The organism is Rufibacter sp. XAAS-G3-1 (assembly GCF_013623775.1).
Classification (GTDB): domain Bacteria; phylum Bacteroidota; class Bacteroidia; order Cytophagales; family Hymenobacteraceae; genus Nibribacter.
Genome location: NZ_JABFAM010000013.1, coordinates 72,405 through 95,881, shown reverse-complemented (window position 1 = coordinate 95,881; position 23,477 = coordinate 72,405). Strand labels below are relative to the sequence as shown.

Here is a 23,477-nt window from a genome sequence, read left to right as displayed (position 1 = left end):
CTAACGCAGACAGCAGATTTTCCCATTCCATTCACTCACAAAAACAAAATAAAACTATGGCCGATTTAGACGTTCAACCCAAAAGCAGCAGACCTTGGTGGCTGTGGCTTTTACTGGCATTGGTAGCACTGGCGCTCCTATTCTTCTTACTGCGTGGCTGTGACCGGGAGGAGGCTTCCACAGATAGCACTTCCGCGGCAACTACCGCTGGTGCCGGGGCTACCGGTGACGCGGCTGGCAGCACCGACACCGGGGCAAGCACTGATGACGGTGCCTGGAACACCCTTAATTTAGACGCCCCGGTAGCCGCCTTTGACGAGATAACCGACCAGGATATTGAGGTGCGCGGAAACGATGACTACGCCGTGTACAGCCTGGACGAGACCATCCTTTTCGGAAGCGACCAAAGCAGCATCCAGCCGCAGGGCATCCAGAAACTGCAGCAGATAGCCGCCTCCATGGGCAAACGCTTCAATGGGGGGCAGGTACGTATCTACGGCTACACCGATGCCCAGGGCAGCGCCACGTACAACAAAGAGCTGGCCGAACAGCGGGCCGAAGCCGTGCAGTCCTGGCTTGTGCAGAACGGAAACATCACGCAAGACAATGTATCTCTTCACCCGGTAGGCGAATCCCGCCCGGTAGCGTCCAATGCCACGGAAGAAGGTCGCCAGCAAAACCGCAGAGTGGAGATTGTAGCCCGCAGACCTCAGTAGAAAGCCCTCTCCCCCAGGCTTATCAGACCTGAGACTCAAGTGAATTAACAACCTTTAAAACCTTACTTCACCATGGAAAGAGATAACAAGTATAACCAAACAAACCGCTTGCAGGAGTTGGGCGGCAGTGACTACGAGATCGCCGATCACCAGCCCAACATCAAAGGCTGGACTGTGAAAGACCCGCAAGGCCGCACCATTGGCGAGGTGGACGAACTTATCTTTGACGTACAATCCCGCAAGGTGCGCTACATGGTAGTGGACTTGGAGGGAAGCACGCTGGATCTGGAGCCACGCGATGTGCTCATCCCCATCGGGATTGCCGACCTGCATGAATCTGACGATGATGTGATCCTGCCCTCTGTGACGGCAGAGCAGCTCCGCTCCCTGCCCACCTACCACGAGGGAAGCATAGACCAAGCGCATGAGACCTCCATCCGATCTATCTTTGGGGGCCTCGGGGCCGCCGGAGCAGGCGCAGCCCTTACCAGCCACCACCCCGATAGGGATGATTTCTATAACCATGAACTTTTCTCTGACCGTGGCTTTACCCGCCGCCGTACCTCTCCGGCCACAGACAATGCCTCTTTAGGCACCCACACGCCCAACTCTCTGGAGGGCGACACCGTCATCCCAATCATTGAGGAAAACCTGGAGGTAGGAAAGCGCGAAGTAGAGACCGGCGGTGTGCACGTCAGCAGCCGCATGGTAGAGCGCCCGGTGGAAGAGCATGTCCGCCTGCGCGAGGAACGGGTAGTGGTGGAGAGAACCCCCGTAGACCGCCCCGCCACCGCGAACGACCTCAACACCTTCCAGGAAGGAGAGATAGAACTGACCCAGCACGCCGAAGTCCCCGTGGTAAGCAAAGAGGCCCGCGTGGTGGAAGAGGTTACCCTGGAGAAAGAAGTGGAGGAACGCGAAGAGGTGATCAGAGAGACGTTGCGTTCTACGGAGGTGGAGGTTGACAACCTGACTACCGGAACCACCAGCCCAGGCTCAAACCCAGGCACTACTGGAACTGGAAATGCAGGTACTTACGCAACCGGTACTACTGCCTCCAACTCCGATACTGGCACCACCGGTACTACCGGGAGCGGCTTAGCCAGCATTGCTACCGGCACCACCGGAACGGGCATAGGCAAAACCGGCGCTGGCTTTACAGACACAGACCGTGACCGCGGCAGCCTGACCAGCGATCCAACGCTTATCTAGAAGAAGCGGGTCTTACCTGCAACTCTATAAACAAAAAAGGCGACTGTCCACTTGGGCAGCCGCCTTTTTTGTTTACTCTAGCCTATTCATCCGCACCGGGAGCCTTTTTTTACTCCCATGCTTCGGTAAGAATACTACCCCAAACATTCACCTTAACTTGAACTCGGGAATACAGCGATTCACTTAGCCGAAGAAGTGCCGTCTCCGCGCCCTGGTCTACATGCATTTCATCCCCCTTTGAAGCTCATCTTGTAGGGAAACTTTTACCAACGTTGCTGGTCGGGATTTCCAATCCCGAACCACTCAGTCGGGGATTTATCAATCCCTTTCGCGCCAGTTGGGTAGATACGGGGATTGATACATCCGAAAGAGCGGAACTGAACAAACGTATAGCCCTACTCAACCCATCCCTCCCAGGCTCCTCTTGTGGGGAAACTTTTGCCGAGGTCGCTGTCCGGGCCGAAGCTGCCTGCTGCGGTGTTCCACCCCGAAAGAGCGGGATGGAAGAACAGGGATGGTGTTTTGGGCCTGTTTTGCGGAAAACGAACCTAAAACGCACCAACCCGCTTTTCTCCCATCCTGCCCCCGACAGGACGGGAGAAAAGTTTGGTAGGGGAATTGTTCTTCCTTTTGCGGAATTCCCCTCCTCAGAGGGAGAGGAGGGGGTTTCATCGGCGTGAATAAATCACAACTTTAGTTATTTAGTTTCTGAAAATCCCAGAAAACCAAACCGCTCTTCCGGAGTTCCACTCCGGAAGCTTACTGCCGGGGAGTTCCACTCCCCTTCTTTTGCCTGCGGTTCCCGGCGGAGGAGAACTCCCCGGCAAGCTTGTTCGGGAGTAGAACTCCCGAACAAGCAAGAGCCCTACTGCTGTTGGTTCCCGGCGAGTCCCGGAGACTCGCTTCATCCCGTGTCACGAAACCGGAGTCTCGCGCCAGTACGTTCCAACTGTCTGCTTCCGCGATGCCGCCCGTTTTTAATGACCTCGTAGTGCGCGCGCAGTTCCTACCAATGTCTACGCCCCTGCCGTTTAGGCCCTCATTTACGAAAAACAGCCCCAAAACGGATTCTTTTGGTTTCCTCAAAAGGAGCGCGCACTTCCCTAAGTGAGCCTCAACTAGAAAACACCTAAGAACCTTTTCCGTTTGTAGATGCTTTTCAGGTCTTTCTCAAAGAGGGTGTATGGATCTTGGTAAAACCTCAGGAAGTCTTTTTCACTGGCTTGCCCGGGGAATGGAGCGTAATAGTGGGTGGGGCTTCGGGTGTCATTTCGCCAAACCAGCACGTAAGACAACCGCATGGGGTACCTCCGCATGGTTGGCAGCAAAGTGGTAGTCCACCAGTTAGGGTTGGGAATGGACTCTAAGCCGGTTTCAGTAAAGGCGGCCAGTTTCTTCGCTTTGCGGGCATAATCAGAAACAATCTTCAGCTTATACGCGGCGGTGTCAATGGCGTAGCGGTCGCGGCCCAGGTCGGCGTAATTGTCCATGCCTACCATGTCCACCCATTTGTCGCCGGGGTAGCGCTCCAGGAACTCTTCTTCTGAGTTGAATTTATTGTCTGGCGAGAAGGCGTAGATAAAGTGATGGACGTCTAAACTGTCTCTGAGGTAAGACACCGTAAATTGCCAGAGGGCGACAAACTCCTCGCGGCTGGCGTGCGGTTTGCCCCACCAGAACCATCCGCCGTCAAACTCATGGAAAGGCCGGAAAATCATTGGCACCAGTTTCCCATCGGCCCCTCTTACGCTGTGCGCCCACTCGCCTATGCCACGCAGGATCTGCTTGTACTGCCCGTGCGCCTCTCCACCGGGAATAATGTACCTAACCGCCGGCAACGAAAGCGAATCTACCCAGTAAAAGCCGCCTTTAGAGACAGGATTGGAGAAATGCCAGGCCGCGGTAGTGACCCCGCCCCGGTTGTAAGTGTCTATTACATTTTGCCTTACTTCTTCTTTCGCGTTCTGGATGGCTTCGGGAGAACGCCCAGAGAAGCCGCTGAAATCAACCCCCACCACGGCCGGGTGCGAGCCGGTCACTGATTTCACATCAGACCTGTCTTTGCCGCTAAACCAGCCATGTCCGTACTCGGTGGCGTGCTGGTGCCCAAACAAAGTATGTTCCTTAGCGAGCTTGCCTAAGTTCTGGTAAAGCGCCCGTGTTTCTGGAGTGGCCTTCTTATCAATGGGCCTCGCGCCCACGCACCCCACTAACAATAGTACACCTGCCAGTAAAACGTTTGTAATTCTATACATAAACCGTGTTGATCACCTTTTTAGAGCTTGTTTACATTTCATTTTTTGCGCTGCAAACAAGCTCTTACCTGCAAGATAGCACCAGACGGCAGGTTATTCAATCAAGTTCTGGCTGTTCCGTTTCCTTTGGCAGGATTCAAGATAAATTAATTCAACCTAACCCTTTATTAGTTAGCCACTTCCGGCCTTAAAGGAAACAAGCTATCTGGCATAGGGCCTAAACACGCGAAGATAATAGTTAACTCAGGCACCAATAATCACAATTTTATATATCTTGCTTTTAACAGACGGCAACAATGTCACTTTGGTTTCTATCCATTTCTCCAAAACGAGACATACGTTTCCCATGCACATAGACTTACAACTACAGCTTGTCCACCAAGATGACCACATAAAGGTGGAGTTGGACAAGCGGGCGAAATTTATTTTTGTGGAATGGCTTAAACCACCCACTACTGAGCAATTCAGGCAGTCTTTTGAACTGGCAACCACTATTTCCAGTACCAATAAGTGCGCGTATTGGCTAAGCGATTCCCGGCAGATTCCTTACCTGGATTTTGCCGATCAGAATTGGGTGCTAAGAGCCATGAAGCCTGTACTGAAGACCTCCTCCTTGATGAAGTTTGCCCGAATATCTCTCAAAGAAAGTATTGGTTTGATGGATATTCACCGCATCTTCAATGGCTTTACCACCGATGAAAGCTTACACCTGTCCACCAAGTTAGAATCCTTCACAAACAAAGAGGCTGCACTGGATTGGCTTTTCTCAGAGTTCGGGAAAGAGAATCCTTCCGAGGCCAATGAATAGCTTGTTATAACATCCACCCATAAACAAAACCAAGTTTGTGCGTGGGACGGTTCTGGTGCGTTTTTGCTAAAAGGCACCAAAAACAGGGCCCAGCAGCAGGACACAAATGAATGCCTGCGCCCTGCTGCTGGGCTTATACCCTTCTTTCATGATGATGCGCCTTGGAAAGAAATGGTGCGGAAAGCAGAACCCACCCCTACCCCTCCAAGGAGGGGAATACGTTTTTTCAGGGAAAAGGAATGCGCATTCCCAGTTCCAGTCTTTCCCGAGCGCGCCTCGCTTTTGGTCATAGATAAGCAAAACTAAGAGAGACAGACTTCACAGGCCGAAAGGGCAGTGCGAGAGGGGAAGACGAGGCCTCGCGGCCGTGAGCGCATACCGCCAGAGATGAAACAATTCAGCACCTGCACCCACGCAAAAAGCAGCCAAGCCAAGGAATCAGCATATTCCGTGCACCAGCTCATCCCCAGGCACTAAACGGCCAGTTGCAGGCAAAGACCTAACGCGCAGAAAGGAGCCAATATTAGCCTGGTTTTGCTAAAACAGGTCAAAAACGGCGGATAAGCAAACGGGTATACGTTGACGCTTGCCCCAGCGTATCAATGGATTAAACTTCCAAAGCCTCTACTACCCTTCCCCGAAACGGAGCCTGTTCCTGCTCCATTTTTTGCACGTGACAGGGCAGGAAAATTGTAAATGAGCTACCTTGGTTCTCCACACTTTGCACGGTAATATCGCCGCCCAGACTTTCCATCAACTCCTTACACAGCATCAAACCTAACCCCGTGCCCTTTTCTTTGGACGTGCCCAGGGTGGTGAACCGATTATCAGAAAACAGTTTGGCCTGGTGCTTCTCAGATATGCCTTTCCCGGTGTCAGATACCATGAGGGAGACTCCCGCTTCTTCTTCCCTCATCTCCAGCGTCACTTCGCCCCCTTCAAAACTGAACTTGATGGCGTTACCCAAGAGATTACGCAGAACAAACGCCAGCCGCTCTTTGTCTGAGAAGATACGTACCTGCCTGTCAATACGGTTCACCAGGTACACCCCCTTGGCCGAGGCCTGCTCAGACATCACCTGTAAATTCTGTTCTACAAAGTCATACAACTGAAACGATTGCAACTCTAAGGAGGAGCCCTGCATCTGGGCTTTAGACCAGCCCAAAAGGTTGTCCATCATGCTCACGACTACCTCCATGTTCTTACCCAGAGACTCAAAAATGCGTTTCACCTCATCCTCTGTGAAGGTTCTATTCTGCACCAGTTGCAGAATACCCTGGATTGAACTGAAAGGCGTTCGCAGGTCATGCGTGACAATGGAGAAAATCTTGCTTTTGAAGCTATTATGCCTGTCCAGCTGGTGGTTCTTTCTCTCCAGAACAGAAGATTGCTTAGAGATTTCTTCCTTCTGGGCGGTGATCTTTTGGTTATTCTGCAGCAGTAAATCCGTTGCTTCCTGCAGTTGCCTTGACATGACTTTGAAATGCCTGCGGCTGAAGTACAGGATGACCACCAGTATGGAAAGTAAAAACAGGATCACTCCCGCAAACCACATGGCCGCTTTCTGCTGCTCAATTTCAATGGCCTGGATGCGTCTCTGGGCTTTTAACTTCAGGTTCTCCAATTCCCGTTTGTCACTCTCAAACTTGGCTATTATCTCGGCGGCCGTGCGGTTCTGCCGTTCTATGCCCAATTTGGCGCTTTGCCGGGCAAAGATCTGTTGATAGGTATAGGCTTTTTCATACTCTTTCCTAGACGCATAGATTTCGGCCAATAGTTGGGCCGCGGCGATGATCTTCTTGCCAGATTCTGTCTTCTTTGCCACCTCATAACTTCTTTTGGCATAGTCCAGGGCTGTTTCTGTTTGCCGGAGCGCGAGGTAGGATTTTGCAATGCCGTGAAGGGTCACGGTCATGTTCATGTTATTATGCAACTCCTCGTCTATCTGAAGCGCCTGAAACAAGTACGGCAAGGCTTCCTGTGGTTTGTTCATCAAAGTATACACATTGCCGATGTTCAGTAAACCAATGGCATAGCTTTTCTTGACGCCGGTTTCCCGCTGAATGGCAGCTGCCTTCTCGTAGAACCCCAACGCTTTTGCATAATCGCCATTGTCTTCGTGGATATTGCCAATGTTGTTGTACACCTTTCCCAAGGCTACCCTGTTATTGGTTTTCAGGGCAAAGGCTTGGGCCAACTCATAGTTTTGGAAAGCTCTTCTATCGTCTTTGGTTTTGTAGCAAAGAATGCCTAGACTATTATAGGTGGCCACCAGCAGGGCGGTGTCTTTGAGCTGCTCCGCAATTTTAAGAGCGGTATAATAATACGGTAACGCCTTATCATATTCCCCTAACACCAAATGTCCGCTTCCAATAAGGCCTATCGCTTGGGCCTCTCCTTTTGAAAACCGAAGGCGTTTGGCCAACACGTGGGCTTCTTTGGCATGCTGCATCCCGGTTTTCACATCGGTGAGCATGTACTGCCGGCTAAGGTCGCAAAGCAGAGACACTTGGGAGGTGTCTTGAGGGGCGCTTTCCGCCTGCCGCAGTAATTGTTCCATTGGATTCTCCTGCGCAAAAACCTGCCCCGGCAAAAAAAGCAATAGAAATAAAAGTACTCTCATAGGATAGAAACAAGAGAATGAATACCTACCTCACCAGTTATTACCACTAGAATTTTCCTAAACACTTGTAAGTCCAAGCCAGGAACATTACAGAAGCATGTAAAATTAAAGGATTTATAGTCTCTTTTTACAATTGAACTGGAAAATACCTGACTCACAAACAAATTATATAATTATTCTTGAAAATACTTTCCTGAGTAAAGCTATAAAGTATTCTACTGAAATTTAGTTCAACGGCTGAGACATTGAAAGCAATTCCTGAATTCTTTATCTTTCCCTCTTAGAGTTTGTTTAAATTTCATTTTTGCGCTACAAACGGCCATAAAAAGAACCTGCGGAAGCCTTTTTCTGGCCATTTTCGTCGGCAAACCTGAAATTTAAACAAGCTCTTAGCGATTGCTGTCATGCAAGCCCGTTTGGTGGTTCCCGTCGCGCCGGGAGTTTCACTTTACCCCGAGCATGACGCCGCCTTGGTACTTCTACCCCGGTGAGGTCGTGGATAGCTTACTGGTTTCTGGCCTCTTTTCCGCAAAAAAGCCCCAAAACGCTTAAACTACTTCCCCAGCCTGTTTTCTGATAAGCCTGGAAAGGCACCTCAGCCTGCCATTCCTCTATTTTGGCGGGTCGGGTGACAAGCCAGGGAAGCATCTTTTCCCTACAAGATGAGTCCCGAAGAGGGGAGCCTCAATGATGCGTTTTGGGGCTTTTTTGCGGAAAAGAGGCCAGAAACGCATCACATGGGCTGGGGATGAGACTCTTCCTGCGGAAGAGATGCTTTAGGTGATCTGGTACTTACGCTTAAAAAAAGGAGGCTGGCGAATTTGCCAGCCTCCTTCTGCTAAACCTTTGATTTGATTTTATATGTGATTTTTGATACAGATTTCACTACTGGTTTTCTTCCCTGCCTTAGAAAGGCAGAGGTAATGTTTAGGCCGCCACCGTTTCCCTCTCCAGGTTGAACAACGCGCTGAGTCCTTCAATCAACGCCTCAGACTCGCCCCGCTGACAGGCGGCTTTCAGCTCCAGGGCGGGCATTTTCACAATCTTGTTCAGGATGTTTTTGGTGATGGTTTCCACCAGTTCCCTTTCTTGCTCGCCCAATTGTTTCACGTAGCGGGCCAGTTCGCGCTGGCGGATTTCCTCTAATCTATTCTTAAACTGCTGCAACGCCGGCGACATGCCCATGTCACGGGTCCAGGCCTGGAACTCGGCCATGGCTTCGGCTATGATTTCCTTCACCGCCGGAATGGCGGCCAACCTAAGCTCCAATGCCTCTGTGGCGCGGTTCCGGATGTTGTCAATGTTGTAGACATGGGTGTGGGGCAGTTCTTCCAGCGCGCTGTCAATGCTGCGGGGCATAGACAAATCCACGAAGAAAGAAGCCCGGTGCTCGCCCATTTTCTCTACCACCTCTTTGCTGATGAAGAAGCAGTCACCGGGTACTGAGGAGATCACCACATCGGCCTGGGCCATGGCTTCCCACACGTTTTCCCAGTAGATGGCGGTGGCGTTGCATTTCTGGGCCAGTTCAACGGCTTTGTGGTGCGTGCGGTTGGCGATGGTGATGTTGCGCACCTCAGACTTCTGGAAGTTATCGCACACGTTCGCGCCAATCTCCCCTACGCCGAGCATCAATACTTTGGGGTTCTCTATTTTCCTGGTCAGTTCCTCCACCAACTCTACCGTGGCATAAGAAACCGAGGCCGCGCCATCTTTGAAGCCGGTCTCATTCACAATCCGTTTATTGGTGAAGAAAATGGTGTGGAGCAGGCGGTGCAGGAACGGGCCTACCACGTTGGCATCAGTGGCCCATTGGTAGGCATTCTTCACCTGGTTCATGATCTGCATGTCACCCACTACCTGAGACTCCAAGCCCAGGGCTACCTGAAACAGGTGTTGCACCGCTTCCTGCGGTTGGGTCAGGTGTCTGAAGTAAGGCGCAATCTCACTGGTGGCAATAAAGCCTTTCTCCAGGGCAAGCAGTTTGATGATTTCTTTGGAACAGTCTTTCTCAGCGGCGTAATACACCTCGGTGCGGTTACAGGTAGACAACACCAGCACGTCTTGCGCCTGCGTGAAATCCTTGATTTTGTCCAGAAGGTTCCGGCACCCAATTTCATTCAAGGCCACGGCCTCGCGCACTGCTATGGGAGCTTGCTTGTATGATAAGGTGAGGACTTTGAATTGATTCTGCATCTTCCTGTTTAATTGCCATGCAAATTTCAGCAGAACCGGCCTCAGGAAACATGACGTTGGTCAGTTTCTGGGAAGAGATACATCAGTATCTGTTAAGCAGTTTTGGAGCTGGTTTGTGGAAAATGGACTTGAAACGGTTCATGGCAGAGACACTCGTAGGTTTTTCAGACACTACAGGGTCTTTTGAGAAACCATGGCGCAGAAGTAACTTCCGCGCCATGGTAAGCGCAAGTTTGCAACTTGCGAATTTAGTAGATCAGGAATGAACGGAAGTTACAAACTTCCAAAACCCATGGTCTAAGTTAGAAACTTGAAGCATGGGTTTGCATGGACTTGCTTGGGATTATTATCCGTCATCCAATTTTTCCTACTCTCTTAATCATTCAATCGCTCAATCATTCATTCAAAATCTAGTTCCGCATTTTGGCGAGCTTGGGTGAGTTGAGGATGAAGATTTTGCTGCCGCGGGTGTCAATGAGTTTTTCGTCTTTGAAGTCGGCGAGGGTGCGGATGACGGTTTCTTTGGAGGCACCTACTATGCTGGCCAGGTCTTCGCGGGAGATGGACATCTCGGTGACGTTGTGGCCGTCTTGCTGGTACTGTTTTTCCACCAATATCAAGGCCTCGGCCACGCGTTTTCTAACCGAGTTGTAGGCCAGCTTCAGGAGACGGTCTTCGCGGTCGGCGAGGTTGTCTGAGAGGATTTTGATGAATTTATTGGCGACATCGCGGTTCTGGTGCAGGAGCGTGAAGAAGTCTTCCTTGGGGATGAGGTATACCTCTGAGTCTTCCAGCGCCATGGCCGATTCGCGGTAGGTGTTCTCTTCCAGCAGATCAAGGTACCCGATGAAGTCGCCGTCTTTGTAGAGGTTGGTGATGTACTCGCGGCCGTCTTCGTTGGCTTTGTAGGTTTTCACCTTGCCTTTGCTCAGGAAGTACAAGGCGTTGGGGTAATTGCCTTCCAGAAACAGGTTGTGCTTCTTCTTGAAAATGGTCACGCGGCGTTCGTCTGAGATGAGTTTGTTCAGGTCTTCGTAGCCTTTCGCTTCCTGGATGAAGGCATCCAAACCCTGCACGTTTTTCTGGAACTCGGCCTTCAACAGCTCGTTCTTCTTGAGGCGCATCTCCACGGCATCCAGCAGTTCCAGGTCATCGAAGGGCTTGGTGAGGTAATCATCGGCGCCCAGTTTCATGCCTTTCCTAAAGTCTTCCTTCTCAGATTTGGCGGTCAGGAACACGAACGGAATGCTGGAGGTATCGGGGCTTTTGCTGAGCAGATGCAGTACGCCGTAGCCGTCTAGTTGGGGCATCATGATGTCGCAGATGATGAGGTCGGGCTGTTCTTTGCGGGCCAGGTCCACGCCCATTTTTCCGTTCTCGGCTTCCACCACCCGGTAGTTGGCAAGGGAAAGGATCTCGGCGGTATTCTCCCGTATTTCCTGGTTGTCTTCTATCAGCAGTATCTTCTTCATAGCTCTAAAGCGTTTGCGGGAAAGTGATGGTAAACGTGGTGCCTTTGTCCAGTTCGCTCCTATAATCGAGCGTGCCGTCCATGACTTCCACGTAGCGTTTGACAATGTTCAGGCCCAGCCCGGTGCCCTGAATGTTGGTGGCGTTCTGCGCCCGGAAAAACGGCGTAAACAAATGCGTCTGGTCTGGGTCCGGAATCCCGATGCCTTCGTCCTGCACCGTGATGGTCACGTTCTCCGGGGCAATCGCGGTGGAAAGATAAACGGTTTTGCCCTCACCTGAGTATTTACTTGCGTTGGACAGCAGGTTGATGAGGATGTTCTTGAGCAGTTGCTTGTCCAGTTCCACCAGCTCCTGCGGCCCCTGGTGTTGGAAAACAATCTTTTGCCCGTCTTTCACCAACGCCTGCATCTCCTCCACACTCTCCTTCACAAACGACACCAGGTTGAAGGTAGACGGAATGTTGTACACCTTGCCTTCCTCAATGCGACTGATGGACAGAAAATCATTCAGGATCACCGTCAGGTTCTGCACCGCCGACTTGATGCGGTCTACGTGCTTCAGGCGTTTGTCGTCTTCCTCGGTGGTTTTGTAGCGGGAAATAATGGAGGCCGAGGACAGCACCGTACTCAGCGGCGTCCGGAACTCATGTGAGGCCGTGGTCACGAACCGCGACTTGAGCTCATTCAGTTCTTTTTCCTTTTGGAGGGCTTTCTCAATATCGAGCTGCGCATCATAGAGGATCCGGTTGGTGTTTTCCAGCTTCTGGATGGCGGCGGCCAACTCCTGGGTTCTTTCCTCTACCCGCTGCTCCAACTGCGCGTTCAGGGTCTGGATTTCGGCCAGGCTCTTGGCGTGCTCAATGTTGTACCTGATGGATCGCTCCAGATCATACGGGTTGAACGTGCCTTTGACCAGGTAATCCAACGCACCCGCCCGCATGGCTTTCTCATCGGTTTCGCGGTCTGTTTGGCCGGTGAGCAGGATAAACGGAGCGGTGGTGCCCTCTTCCACGGCCTTGGTGATAAGCTCCAGCCCATTGTGCGCCCCCAGGAAAAAGTCCACCAGATAGACATCGTGCTTTTTCTCCCTAATGCGCGTGAGCGCCTCATCAAAGGAAGCCGTCCAATCCAAATGGTACTGCCGGCCCGGAATATCCTGGATGATGTCGCGGGTGATCACGTAATCATCTTCATCGTCATCCACCAACAAGATTCTAATTTTATCGGACATCTGGTTTCTATTTTGGCCACTTGGCACGGCAAGTGGATTTTCGTTTTAAGCCTGTTTTCTGAAAATCGGGCTAGAAACAGGTCAATGCCAAACGTTATGACTACAGTTCTACGTTCTTTGAGAGTTTACAATCCTTCACTACTCCCTTTCTGTCATCTTGGAAAGATCTTGTGCGCGAACGGAAATGGCGCTTATTCCAAGTCTCTCCAGTTCGCCCACAAGATCCTTTTCAGGAGGACAGAAAAGGCAGGAAGGTTTCACCAGAATGCGCAATCAATCAATCAATCAATCAATCAATCAATCAATCAATCAATCACTCAATCACTACGGCTTGGGCAGTTCCACAATCTCAAACCAGTACTTGGTCAGGGTTTTCATCACGTCTACCAGCGCCGCGAAGGTGACGGGTTTGGTGATGAAGGAACTCACGCCCAGGTCATAGGTACGCAGAATGTCTTCCTCGGCTTTGGAGGTGGTCAAGACCACCACCGGAATCACGCGCAGGTGTTCATCAGATTTGATTTCCTTCAGGGCTTCCCGGCCGTCTTTTTTGGGCATGTTCAAATCCAGCAAGATGAGGCCGGGCGTGGGGAATAAAGTTTTATCCGTGAAGCGGCCCCGGTTGTGGAGGTAATCTATCAGCTCTTCGCCGTTTTCCACGAACTGGATTTCATTGGTCAGGCGGTTCTCCTCCAGCGCGTCTTTGACCAGCATGCGGTCTTCGGCATCGTCATCGGCAATCAGGATCACTATTGTTCTTTTATTGCGGCTCATAAGCGGTATGGGGCTATTCCTGTAGGTGTCTGGTGGCTAGGGTGATGATAAAACTAGTACCCTCGCCGGGTGTGCTTCGGGCGGTAATGTCGCCGCCGTGGCGGATGGCTATTTTGCGGCAGATGGCCAGGCCAATGCCAGAGCCTTCGTACTTCTGCCCTTCCAGCCGCTGAAAGATATTAAAAATCCGGTCAAGGTACTTCTCCTCAAACCCGATGCCGTTGTCGGCCACCTCAATCTCCACGTGCTCATCGCCGGGCGTGGCCGTGAGGTGGGCGGTGCGCTGCACGTTGCGGGCGGCAATGCGCACCACGGGCGTGGTATTCTCTTTCCGGAACTTGATGGCGTTACTGATGAGGTTCTGGAACAACTGGCGTATTTGCGTAGGCTCAGCCTCAATGATGGGCAGCGGCGTGCGTTCAATCACGGTGCCGGTTTTCTCAATGGTGATCTCCAGGTCAGACAACACCCCGTTCAGGATGGTGTTGAGGTCTACTTTCTCAAACGGCTTTGATTTGGTGGTGACGCGCGAGAAGGTGAGCAGGTCATTGATGAGGTTCTGCATCCGCACGGCGGCGTTGAGCATGCGGTCTACGTAATCCTGCCCCTGCTCGCTTAAATGGGCCTGCTCCTTGGTTTTGAGCCTATCGCCGAAGGCCTGGATCTTGCGCAGCGGCTCCTGCAAATCATGCGACGAGACGTAGGCGAAATCCTGCAACTCGCGGTTGCTGCGCTCCAGTTCGGCGGCGTAGCGGCGCAGGCGTTCCTCGCTTACTTTCTGCTTGGTGATGTCATGGATAAACCCGGTGTACACCTTGCGGTCAGTGAGTTGCACCTCGCTGATGCTCAGGTACAGCGGAAAAACGGTGCCGTCTTTCTTTAAGCCAGACACTTCGCGGCCAATGCCAATGATCTTGCGCTGCCCCGTGCGGTGGTAATTGTCTATGTAGCCGTCGTGGCGGCTGTGGTCCGGCTCGGGCATGAGCACCGATATATTCTTGCCCAGAAGCTCCTCTTCCTGGTACCCGAACAGCCGGGCCGCCGAGGGATTGATCATTTCCATGATGCCCCGGTCATTGATGGTGATGATGCCGTCTACCGCCGCCTGAATAATGGAATTGATCTTGTTCTCACTCTCGCGCTGCTGCTGCTCCGCTTTTTTCTGCTGCGAGATGTCATGCACAATGCCCGTGTAGATGACTTTGTCCTGCAATTTCACCTCACTGATGCTGAGCAGGAACGGGAACCGGGAGCCGTCTTTGCGCCTGCCCACCACCTCCCGGCCAATGCCAATGATCTTCCGCTCACCCGTGTGGTGGTAATTGTCCAGGTAAGAGTCATGGCGGCTCTGGTCGGGCTCCGGCATGAGAATTTTGATATTCTGCCCGATGATCTCTTCCGGCGCGTAGCCGAAAATACGGGCCGCCGCCGGGTTCACCGTTTCAATGGTGCCCCGCCGGTCAATGGTGATGATGCCGTCAATGGCGGTGTCAATAATGGCTTTCAGGCGGGCCTGGTCGTCATCTGCGTTTTGGTGGTGGGAGGGCTGCAACGGTTCTTCCAAATCAAGTAATTTTATAAAAGTAAAGACTGAAGGTACTTCTTTCAATGACATTTATCACTATTGAGAACCCTCCTGTTTGTACGAAGTCTGTTTATAGCGTGTTTTCAGGAAATTAGCACCAAAATATAACAGGTAATTTCCTGTAAGCCATCTTCCTCTTTTTACCGGCGGTTGCCTACCCGTGGGGAGCGGGCATGACCAAAGTCATTCCTGGTTCTGACCAGCATCATTCCAATGCCTGGCCCGCCCTGCTAGTTTTGCAGACAAGTACTGCCTAAAGCATTGATGCTCTTACCCTCAGGTCTTATGAAAACTATCTTAGTTCCCACAGATTTCTCCCGGAATGCCGCCAATGCAGTTACTTATGCTGCCTCTCTCTTACAACCCAAAGGCGGACGGCTGCTCTTGGTGCACACCGTTCAAGTGCCCGCCTCCGTTATGCCCGAAGGGTTGCCCCTGCTTTCTCTGGATGCCCAATTGATAGAAGACTGTGAAGATGAACTGCAAAAAATAGGGGAGAACGTCAGGAACGAGTTTGGGTCTTCTTTTAAGGTGGCTACTTTTTGCCTGTCTGGCTCGCTTAATCCGCTGGTGAATGAGTTGGTGAAAACACAGGCGGTTGACCTGGTGGTGATGGGAACCCACGGGGCCGGCAATCTGCTGGATACCTTTCTTGGCACCACTACCTCCAGTTTCATCAAAGCCGCACATTGCCCGGTGTTAGTGGTGCCTGCCCACGCAACGTTCACCCCTATTCTCCGCATGGCGTACGCCTCAGACTTTGAGACCGAGGAAACCGCTTACCTGAAACAACTCTTCCCGCTGGCCTCTTCCCTGGGTGCCCAGGTAAGCATCATCAACATTAAATCTGAGAAGCAACTGAACATTGTTTCTGACTACCAGGCGCTCACCAGAATCAACAAGCTTTTCCCCCAGAACCGGTATAGTGTTTCCCAATTGAAACACGACGATGTTCTGGCGGGCCTGAAGGAATTTGTACTGGATAACCAGATTGAGCTGCTGGCGGTTTCCATCCAAGACCGGGGTTTGTTGGAGGAGTTGTTCCACCACAGCTTCACCAAAGAGCTGGCGCTACGTGCCTTTGTGCCTTTCTTAACGCTGCCCGCCAATTCATACCATTTCCAGAACCAACGGGCGTCTGTCAGGAAAACGGTATTCCAAGAGGGGTTAACGTAGGCGAACAGGAAAGGAAAAGGCCAATCAGGAAATGACCGCCTCTTTCCAGTCATTCGCCCCGCAGTTGGTACAGTCATGCTGAGGTGGTCTTTGGCTTTTTACCAACAAGCCGCAGCCTTTACAGGCAAAGGTGTCTGGGGCAACCTTCTGCTCTTTTAGAAAATCTGGATCAATGTCTGGTATTAAGGGTAAACCAGGCCGGTCTTCTGCGAATTTCATGATGGTGAAAGAACCATTGGCTTCCATGTAGGTGCGCTGCACTTTGCCTAGATTGAAGATATCCTCATGTCTGAACTGGGCAAAGAGCCGGTCGCGGGTGATACGGGTGCGCTCCATGATATCCAGTTGCAGGGTGCCGTCTATCACCAGAATGTCCATGTCATCCATCACCGTTTCCTCAAAGCTGGCGTCCTGGGTGCTTCGCCAGGAAATGAGGCGTTGTATGCCTACTACTACAAAGGCAATGATGGCAATAGGCAGAATTCCGCGCGAGGGATCCATCAAGGCTACCCCGTTGGCGGCGGCCAAAGACACCAAGGCGGCCATTTCGGTTCTGCTCAGCATAGAGGCCATCCGCTTGCCCATGATCCGCATGGAAACCATGAGCACCAGGTAGATGAAGGCAACCCTGATCACAATCTCCAATAAAAAAATACCCGGCACTTCGCCCAGGAGAATGCGCAGCCAGTCTGTTACCTGAATATCTTCTGGTTTCATAATTCTACCTCTGTCTTATTTGGTTGCGGGAACCCACTCATCACAGGCGCAGTTAGGGCATTCTGTGCCTTGCACCCGGCTGGCCTCGGCCAGATACCCACAGCGGGTACAGGCGGCATGTTTTTGATCTGAGGAAAGGGACTCCAGCAGGGTTCTGTCTTTGAGCGGGATAATGGCCAGCCCCGGTTTGGGGTTAGGTTCTTTCACAATACTGAACAAGCCGTACCCTTCCATGTACAACCGTTTCACTTCGCCTAGCTGCGTTATATTGCGGGTTCTTAAAGCGGCAAAAACCTGGTCTTTAGACAAACGGGAGTGCTCAAATTGTTTTATCTGCAACACCCCTTCCCTTAGAATCAAGCTCACATCGCCCTGGGCAGCCAATTCTACCTTCCGGTGACGGAAGGCCAGCAGGTTGAAGCCCCGCTGAAAAACCAAGGCGCAGACAAAGGCCACCACTCCCATCAGAATTCCGCGGTCTGGCAATTGCATGGGGGCCGAGGCGATTCCCCCCAGGGTAACCATGACCGCCAGCTCTGAGATGGTTAACTGCGCGTTCATGCGTTTGCCCATCAAGCGCAGGATCACCAGCAAGACAATGTAGATGACCAGGGTGCGCAGGAGCACCTCGGCCATAAACTCCCAGGGCGTATTTCCAATCAAGAGACGTTGCCAATCGGGAAAATAGATCTCTTCTTTTTTCATAACCTTCTGCAATACGTGCAGGCCACCAAACATAGTTACCCTGATTCTAAGCGAATTAATACGGTAGTTTTTCTGGGTAGCTGCTTTTCACCTCAAATAAACCGGCGTTTTCTATGGGCTACTTTGCTTGTTTTGGGCCTGGTTTTCCAAAAGTAGCCTCTAAACAGGAATCCATTTCTTAACTCTGTCAAGCTGCATTTTCAACTGCCAACAGAGATAAAGGCAATAAAAGCCCCGGGCATGTTTATGGATTATGCCCTTGGGCTGCATCATACAGGTAAAGAATAGAAAAGGCCCAGACCGGTATGTTTTACTAGTTCGTTATTATCCCTTTATTTGGAACCGCTTACTCACCCGCTGCATGTTTCTAAAGCTATTTTCCCGCGCCAAGCCCCCGCAAGACCTGGAACTGATACAGCAGTATCGGGAGACGGGTGATGTGGAGTTGGTGGGGCAGTTGTTTGAGCGGTACACAGAAATGGTGTATTTGATTTGCCTGAAGTACCTGAAGGACGAAGACGAAAGCAAAGACGCCACCATGCATATCTTTGAGCAACTGCTCACGGGACTGCACAAGCACGAGATCACCAATTTCAAAAGCTGGCTGCACGTACTCACCAAGAACTACTGCCTCATGCTACTGCGATCCCAGAAAAAGCGCAGCGCCGATCTCATTGACGAGAAGACCTTGCCCTTGGTAGAGAAAGCCGCGCTGGCCCACGCCACTGATCCTGCTGACCATGAACCCGAACTGCAGCTGTTGACCAAAGGGCTTGATGCACTAAGCCAGGAGCAACGCACGTGCGTGGAGCTGTTCTATTTGCAGAAAAAGAGCTACAAAGAAGTGGCCGAACTAACGGGTTATGAGATAGGACAAGTGAAAAGCCACATCCAGAACGGCAAACGGAACCTAAAAAACTACATAAACAAAAACTATGAGCAGGAATAACCACCCCGATCACTGGGACGCCCAGGAGCATCCATCGCTGGACATGCTGCGGCAGTACCAATCCGGTGAACTCCCCGCTCCCCTCCGCCACCCACTGGAACAGCACCTGGTTTCCTGCGAGCTCTGCTCAGACCTGCTGGAAGGCATGACCCTGGCCCAACCTGCCCGGGTAAAGTCAGCGGTGCGCGAAACCCGTGGCCGCCTCAAAAACCTGCTTGCCCAGAAAAAGCGCAAACGGAAAACCTTCCTGTGGCCCATCTGGCAGACGGCCGCCGTGCTGCTGGTGCTGTTGTTTGCCGTGGCCGAGGTGGTGTACCACCATTACTTTGCCACACCAGAAAAGACTGCTACTGAGCAAACCCAGCCTACGCCTGCAGAAACTACTTGGCGGTTGGGTGGGCATGTTGTAGACACTGCAGGAAAAGCTGTTCCCCGGGCTATTATCAAGGTGAAAGGCATGGGCACAGAGACAATGACCAACAGTCAAGGGGAATTTCTTTTATATCTTCCAAAAAAGCATTTAGTGCTCATTGTGTCTCATCAGGACTATAAAGCACAAGAGGTGGCAGTAAGTCCCTCCAATAATTCAGTTGGTGTGATTCTGACAGATCAGCCTTAAACGGCCCTTCGCCAACTTTCCCCTTAAAAGATCAATTCTTCTACCATTTTCCCGCAGAACCCTCCTACATTTAGAGGCTGGTTTTAAGAAAACCGGCTAAAAACGCAATGGCAAAAGAATCAACCAAAACCATCCGGTGGGGCATTATTGGGTGCGGTGACGTCACCGAAGTCAAAAGCGGCCCCGCCTTCCAGAAAACACCTAACTCCCGGTTAGTGGCCGTCATGCGCCGAAACGGCGAAAAGGCCCAAGACTACGCCCAGCGGCACGGGGTACCCAAATGGTATGACAATGCCCAGGCCCTGATCCATGACCCCGAGGTAGATGCCGTGTACATTGCCACGCCGCCCGGTTCGCACGCAGAATACACGTTACAGGTAGCCGCTGCGGGCAAGCCCGTGTACGTAGAGAAACCCATGGCCTTGAATTACACGCAATGCCAGCAGATGATCGCCGCCTGCCAGCAAGCCAACGTGCCGCTGTTTGTGGCCTACTACCGCCGCCGGTTGCCCTCCTTCCTGAAAGTGAAAGAACTGGTAGACGCTGGGGCCATTGGCGTGGTGAGGTTCGTCAACATCCGGCTCTTCCATCCGGTGCAGGAAAACCTAGACCAGAACGAGCTTCCGTGGCGCGTGCAGCCCGAGATTGCCGGGGGCGGCCTCTTCTATGACCTCGCCCCGCACCAATTAGATTACCTTGATTATCTGTTAGGCCCTATCATCGCCGCCACGGGGCAAACCGCCAACCAGGCCGGGCTTTACCCCGCCGAAGATTTGGTGACCGCGCAGTTTAAGTTTGCGAATGGGGTGTTAGGCACCGGTACCTGGTGTTTTACGGTGGCTCCTGAGCAGTTCAAAGACGAGATAGAAGTGGTAGGAAGCAACGGCCGCCTCACGTTCCCGTCTTTTGCGCCCGAACCCATCAGACTGGAGACCAAAAAAGGAACCGAAGAGTTTTTCCTGCCTCCCCCGCCCCACGTGCAGCAACCGTTTATCCAGACCATTGTGGAAGAGCTTACCGGCCAGGGAGAATGCCCCAGCACCGGCGAATCCGGGGCCCGTACCGCCTGGGTCATGGATCAGATAACGGGCTGATAAATTTCTGGGCTGCTCTGAAAAAATAATGATCACCAAACCAGAACACTCGCCAGAGGCGAGCGAGTGAAATCATTGCTTTGGGGGGCTGTCTGATTTTCTCCGTTTCCCTGTTTCGGGGCTGTTTTCCTAAAAACAGCCCCGAAACAGAGAAACGGAATTTTTTGCCCGCCAGAAAGGTTTGGAAGCTGTACCAACTCCTTTGTTGAGCAGGCACGCAAGCGGAGAAAACAGGTAAATAAGACGCTAACCAAACTTTGGCTGTCACAGATAATTTTTCCGAATATGGAAACGCAGAAACTTATTTCCTGCCCACCATTCTTAAACTTTAATTTTTAGCGGTAATTGGTTCAGATTATTTCAATCTTACCTAAATATTAATATCTTGCGCAATCGATTGCACATCTTACCTTTAGAGATATGTCACAAAAGTTTTTAAAAATCCACCCCAATGACAATGTGCTGGTAGCACTCACCGATCTGAGAAAAGGCGACCTCGTGGAATTTGAGGGCTCCCAGATTGTATTGGTGGATGACGTTCAAGCCAAGCATAAATTCGCCATTACTCCCCTGGCAGCCGGGGCTGAGATCCTGATGTATGGCTCTTTGGTGGGCAAAGCGGTGTATGATATTCCGGTAGGCGGGGTTTTGACTACTTCTAACGTACAACACCAGGTAAACGGTTTTTCCGGCAAAACCAAAGTCACGGGCTGGCAGGCGCCCGATGTCTCTAAATGGAAGAACCGCACCTTCCTGGGCTACCATCGCCCAGACGGGCAGGTGGGCACCGGCAACTATTGGTTGGTGATTCCCATGGTGTTCTGCGAGAACCGCAACGTAGACATCATCAAGCAAGCTTTCTTAGATGAACTGGGCTTTGGCCAGCGCGATGTCTACAAGTCGTATGTGCAGCAGATGGTAGACTTGTACCAATCTGGCAACACCGAAGCCATAGGCACGCTTACCTTGCAGAAAGCCACCGCCCCGGCCCAGCGCCGGATCTTTGAAAACATAGACGGCATCAAATTCCTGACCCACCAAGGCGGCTGCGGCGGCACCAGACAAGATTCTGACATGCTCTGCGCCCTGTTGGCCGACTACATTCACCACCCCAACGTGGCCGGTGCCACGGTCTTGAGTTTGGGTTGCCAGAACGCGCAGGTAAGCATCCTGGAAAATAAATTAAAGGCCCTGAACCCCAATTTCGAGAAACCGTTGATTGTACTGGAGCAGCAGAAAGAAGGCACTGAGGAAGAAATGATGTCGAAAGCTATCCGGCAGACCTTCTTGGGGCTGATTGAAGCCGATAAACAGACCAGGCAACCTGCCCCGTTAAGCAAGCTTTCCATTGGCCTGGAATGCGGTGGGTCAGACGGATTCTCCGGTATCTCAGCCAACCCGGCCATTGGGCACACCTCAGATCTACTGGTGGCCTTGGGCGGAAAAACCATCCTTTCTGAGTTCCCTGAACTTTGCGGTGTGGAGCAGGAATTGATTAACCGCTGCCAAACCCAGGAAGCCGCTGACCGCTTCGCGTCTTTGATGCGCGCGTACGCCGCCTCGGCAGAGGCCGTGGGTTCTGGTTTTGACATGAACCCCAGCCCCGGCAACATCAGAGACGGTTTGATTACCGACGCTATCAAATCGGCGGGAGCCGCTAAAAAAGGGGGTACCTCTCCTATTGTAGACGTCTTGGATTACCCAGAATACGCGACCAAACCAGGCTTGAACCTGCTGTGCACCCCCGGCAACGATGTGGAATGTACCACTGCCCTGGTAGGAGCCGGCACCAACATTGTGTTGTTCACCACCGGTTTAGGAACCCCAACCGGCAACCCTATTACGCCGGTGATCAAGATTTCCTCTAACACCAAGTTGGCGCAACGCATGCCAGACATCATTGACATTGACACCGGCGCGGTGATCACGGGTGAGAAAAGCATTGAAGAAATGGGCGAAGACGTGCTGGACTTCATCATTGAAGTAGCCAGCGGCAGAATCCAGACCAAAGAGAAAGCCTTGCAGCAAGACGATTTCATTCCGTGGAAACGCGGGGTGTCTTTATAAGCCTGCACCACATAATTTGAGGCTGGCCGCAGCCAGTTAGAATTCACAGCATAAGCAAGGCCCTGCCCCTCACCATCGCTTCAGTTCTGCGTGGCAGCTGAGGCAGAGGGACAGGGCCTTGTTCCTTTACGTATATCTGTCACACCTCTATTCCTTACTATATCCCAAAGATTACGATATGAACAATGATGCTTTAGCGCTTCCCGTTGGCACTACCCTGGATAGGTTTATCATGAGAAAGCAGGAAGACTTTCCGTACGCATCTGGTGAGTTATCCCAGTTGCTGCGCGACATTGCGCTGGCGGCCAAAATTGTGGGCAGAGAATTAAACCGGGCCGACCAAAATTCCCTGGGGGCCATTGGCACCCAGAACGTGCAGGGCGAAGACCAGCAGAAACTGGACGTGATTGCCAACATCAGGTTCATCAGGGCGCTGCGGAACGGCGGCGAAGTGTGCGCGATTGTCTCTGAGGAAGAAGAGGAAATCATCCATACCGGCAACCTCAAAGCCAAGTACATTGTGGCCATGGATCCGCTGGACGGCTCCTCCAACATTAGTGTCAACATTCCGGTGGGCACTATCTTTGGCATCTACCGCCGGCTTTCTGACGGCGGCCAGAACGGCACCCTGGAAGATTGCCTCCAAAAAGGAACCCAGCAGGTGGCGGCGGGCTACATCCTGTACGGTGCCTCCACCATGTTGGTGTACACGACCGGCCGGGGCGTGAACGGGTTTACCTATGAACCATCTCTGGGCGAGTTCTTCCTCTCGCACCCAGACATCAAGATCCCCGCCGACGGCAAACAATACTCCTGCAACGAGGCCAACGTGAGCAACTTCCCGCTGGGAATCCAGAATTACCTGGCTTTCTGCAAAGAGCAGAAATATTCTTCGCGCTACATTGGCTCCCTGGTGGCAGATTTCCACCGGAACCTGCTCAAAGGCGGCATTTACTTTTACCCAGGTTCGGCCAAAAACAAAACCGGTAAACTGCGGCTTCTCTACGAATGCAACCCCCTGGCCTTCATTGCGGAACAAGCAGGCGGGGCCGCCACTGACGGCGTTGAACGGATTCTGGACAAGAACCCAACCGCCCTCCACGAGCGTTGCCCGCTGGTGATTGGCTCTTCAGAAATGATTGAGAAAGTCCGGAAGTACATGACCCTGTAAACAGGCTAGCTTGCTCAAGGTATTGGAATGCGTTTTGGGGCTGTTTTTGCAAAAACAGCCCCAAAACGCATTCCCTGTTTTTACGTGTGCCGGGCAAATAATTCCTT

At 52.0% G+C, this 23,477-nt stretch carries 18 protein-coding genes; 9 read left to right on the top strand and 9 right to left on the bottom strand.

The features are described 5' to 3' along the window. Positions 1 to 56: 56 nt before the first annotated feature. Positions 57 to 716, top strand: a complete 660-nt coding sequence (locus tag HHO50_RS15480) for an OmpA family protein (protein ID WP_181307091.1) — start codon at positions 57 to 59, stop codon at positions 714 to 716. Between the two features lie 72 nt (positions 717 to 788). Then, positions 789 to 1,928, top strand: a complete 1,140-nt coding sequence (locus HHO50_RS15475; protein ID WP_255478769.1) for a DUF2382 domain-containing protein — start codon at positions 789 to 791, stop codon at positions 1,926 to 1,928. A gap of 1,118 nt (positions 1,929 to 3,046) precedes the next feature. Here HHO50_RS15475 and HHO50_RS15470 read toward each other — a convergent pair. Further along, entirely contained in the window at positions 3,047 to 4,183 is a 1,137-nt protein-coding gene (locus HHO50_RS15470; protein ID WP_181307088.1) for a glycoside hydrolase family 26 protein, read from the bottom strand. A gap of 346 nt (positions 4,184 to 4,529) precedes the next feature. On the opposite strand from HHO50_RS15470, the gene HHO50_RS15465 reads away from it, so the two are divergent. Further along, a complete protein-coding gene (locus HHO50_RS15465) occupies positions 4,530 to 4,991 on the top strand; it encodes a hypothetical protein (protein WP_181307086.1) in 462 nt (153 codons plus the stop codon). A gap of 607 nt (positions 4,992 to 5,598) precedes the next feature. On the opposite strand, the gene HHO50_RS15460 is transcribed toward HHO50_RS15465, so the two are convergent. The 6 genes from HHO50_RS15460 to HHO50_RS15435 form a co-directional block, all read right to left on the bottom strand. Next, positions 5,599 to 7,551: a tetratricopeptide repeat-containing sensor histidine kinase gene (locus tag HHO50_RS15460; RefSeq protein ID WP_181307084.1), complete on the bottom strand. Its 1,953-nt coding sequence runs from the start codon at positions 7,549 to 7,551 to the stop codon at positions 5,599 to 5,601. 990 nt (positions 7,552 to 8,541) lie between these two features. Then, on the bottom strand, positions 8,542 to 9,810 hold the full coding sequence (hemA, locus tag HHO50_RS15455; protein ID WP_181307082.1) for a glutamyl-tRNA reductase: 1,269 nt from the start codon (positions 9,808 to 9,810) through the stop codon (positions 8,542 to 8,544). A 410-nt stretch (positions 9,811 to 10,220) separates the two neighbouring features. Further along, positions 10,221 to 11,282 (bottom strand): response regulator, encoded by a 1,062-nt coding sequence (locus HHO50_RS15450; RefSeq protein ID WP_181307080.1) that lies wholly within the window; start codon positions 11,280 to 11,282, stop codon positions 10,221 to 10,223. Positions 11,283 to 11,286: 4 nt separating this feature from the next. Next, a complete protein-coding gene (locus HHO50_RS15445) occupies positions 11,287 to 12,513 on the bottom strand; it encodes a hybrid sensor histidine kinase/response regulator (protein ID WP_181307078.1) in 1,227 nt (408 codons plus the stop codon). Between the two features lie 324 nt (positions 12,514 to 12,837). Continuing rightward, positions 12,838 to 13,287, bottom strand: coding sequence for a response regulator (locus HHO50_RS15440; RefSeq protein WP_181307077.1), 450 nt, complete (start codon positions 13,285 to 13,287; stop codon positions 12,838 to 12,840). A gap of 13 nt (positions 13,288 to 13,300) precedes the next feature. Then, positions 13,301 to 14,851 (bottom strand): PAS domain S-box protein, encoded by a 1,551-nt coding sequence (locus HHO50_RS15435; RefSeq protein WP_255478768.1) that lies wholly within the window; start codon positions 14,849 to 14,851, stop codon positions 13,301 to 13,303. Between the two features lie 306 nt (positions 14,852 to 15,157). On the opposite strand from HHO50_RS15435, the gene HHO50_RS15430 reads away from it, so the two are divergent. Further along, on the top strand, positions 15,158 to 16,048 hold the full coding sequence (locus HHO50_RS15430) for a universal stress protein (RefSeq protein WP_181307072.1): 891 nt from the start codon (positions 15,158 to 15,160) through the stop codon (positions 16,046 to 16,048). A gap of 24 nt (positions 16,049 to 16,072) precedes the next feature. Here the strand turns inward: HHO50_RS15430 and HHO50_RS15425 are convergent, their stop codons facing one another. Together HHO50_RS15425 and HHO50_RS15420 are read right to left on the bottom strand one after the other, a co-directional pair. Next, positions 16,073 to 16,765, bottom strand: coding sequence for a YetF domain-containing protein (locus tag HHO50_RS15425; protein ID WP_181307069.1), 693 nt, complete (start codon positions 16,763 to 16,765; stop codon positions 16,073 to 16,075). Positions 16,766 to 16,780: 15 nt separating this feature from the next. After that, positions 16,781 to 17,470, bottom strand: coding sequence for a DUF421 domain-containing protein (locus HHO50_RS15420; RefSeq protein WP_181307067.1), 690 nt, complete (start codon positions 17,468 to 17,470; stop codon positions 16,781 to 16,783). A 361-nt stretch (positions 17,471 to 17,831) separates the two neighbouring features. Here HHO50_RS15420 and HHO50_RS15415 point away from each other — a divergent pair, with 361 nt between their 5' ends. The 5 genes from HHO50_RS15415 to fbp all read left to right on the top strand — a co-directional run bounded on the left by HHO50_RS15415 (position 17,832) and on the right by fbp (position 23,370). Beyond that, positions 17,832 to 18,419 carry an RNA polymerase sigma factor gene (locus HHO50_RS15415; protein ID WP_181307065.1) on the top strand — a complete coding sequence of 196 codons (588 nt, stop codon included), beginning with the start codon at positions 17,832 to 17,834 and terminating at the stop codon, positions 18,417 to 18,419. After that, positions 18,406 to 19,038, top strand: coding sequence for a carboxypeptidase-like regulatory domain-containing protein (locus HHO50_RS15410; protein WP_181307063.1), 633 nt, complete (start codon positions 18,406 to 18,408; stop codon positions 19,036 to 19,038). Before HHO50_RS15415 ends, HHO50_RS15410 begins: the two co-directional genes overlap by 14 nt. Before the next feature lie 107 nt (positions 19,039 to 19,145). Next, positions 19,146 to 20,132, top strand: a complete 987-nt coding sequence (locus HHO50_RS15405) for a Gfo/Idh/MocA family protein (RefSeq protein ID WP_181307061.1) — start codon at positions 19,146 to 19,148, stop codon at positions 20,130 to 20,132. Positions 20,133 to 20,552: 420 nt separating this feature from the next. After that, the gene (locus tag HHO50_RS15400) at positions 20,553 to 22,199 is read left to right on the top strand and encodes a UxaA family hydrolase (RefSeq protein ID WP_181307059.1); all 1,647 of its coding nucleotides are present in this window, start codon (positions 20,553 to 20,555) and stop codon (positions 22,197 to 22,199) included. Positions 22,200 to 22,377: 178 nt separating this feature from the next. After that, the gene (gene fbp, locus HHO50_RS15395) at positions 22,378 to 23,370 is read left to right on the top strand and encodes a class 1 fructose-bisphosphatase (RefSeq protein WP_181307057.1); all 993 of its coding nucleotides are present in this window, start codon (positions 22,378 to 22,380) and stop codon (positions 23,368 to 23,370) included. Positions 23,371 to 23,477 lie beyond the last annotated feature (107 nt).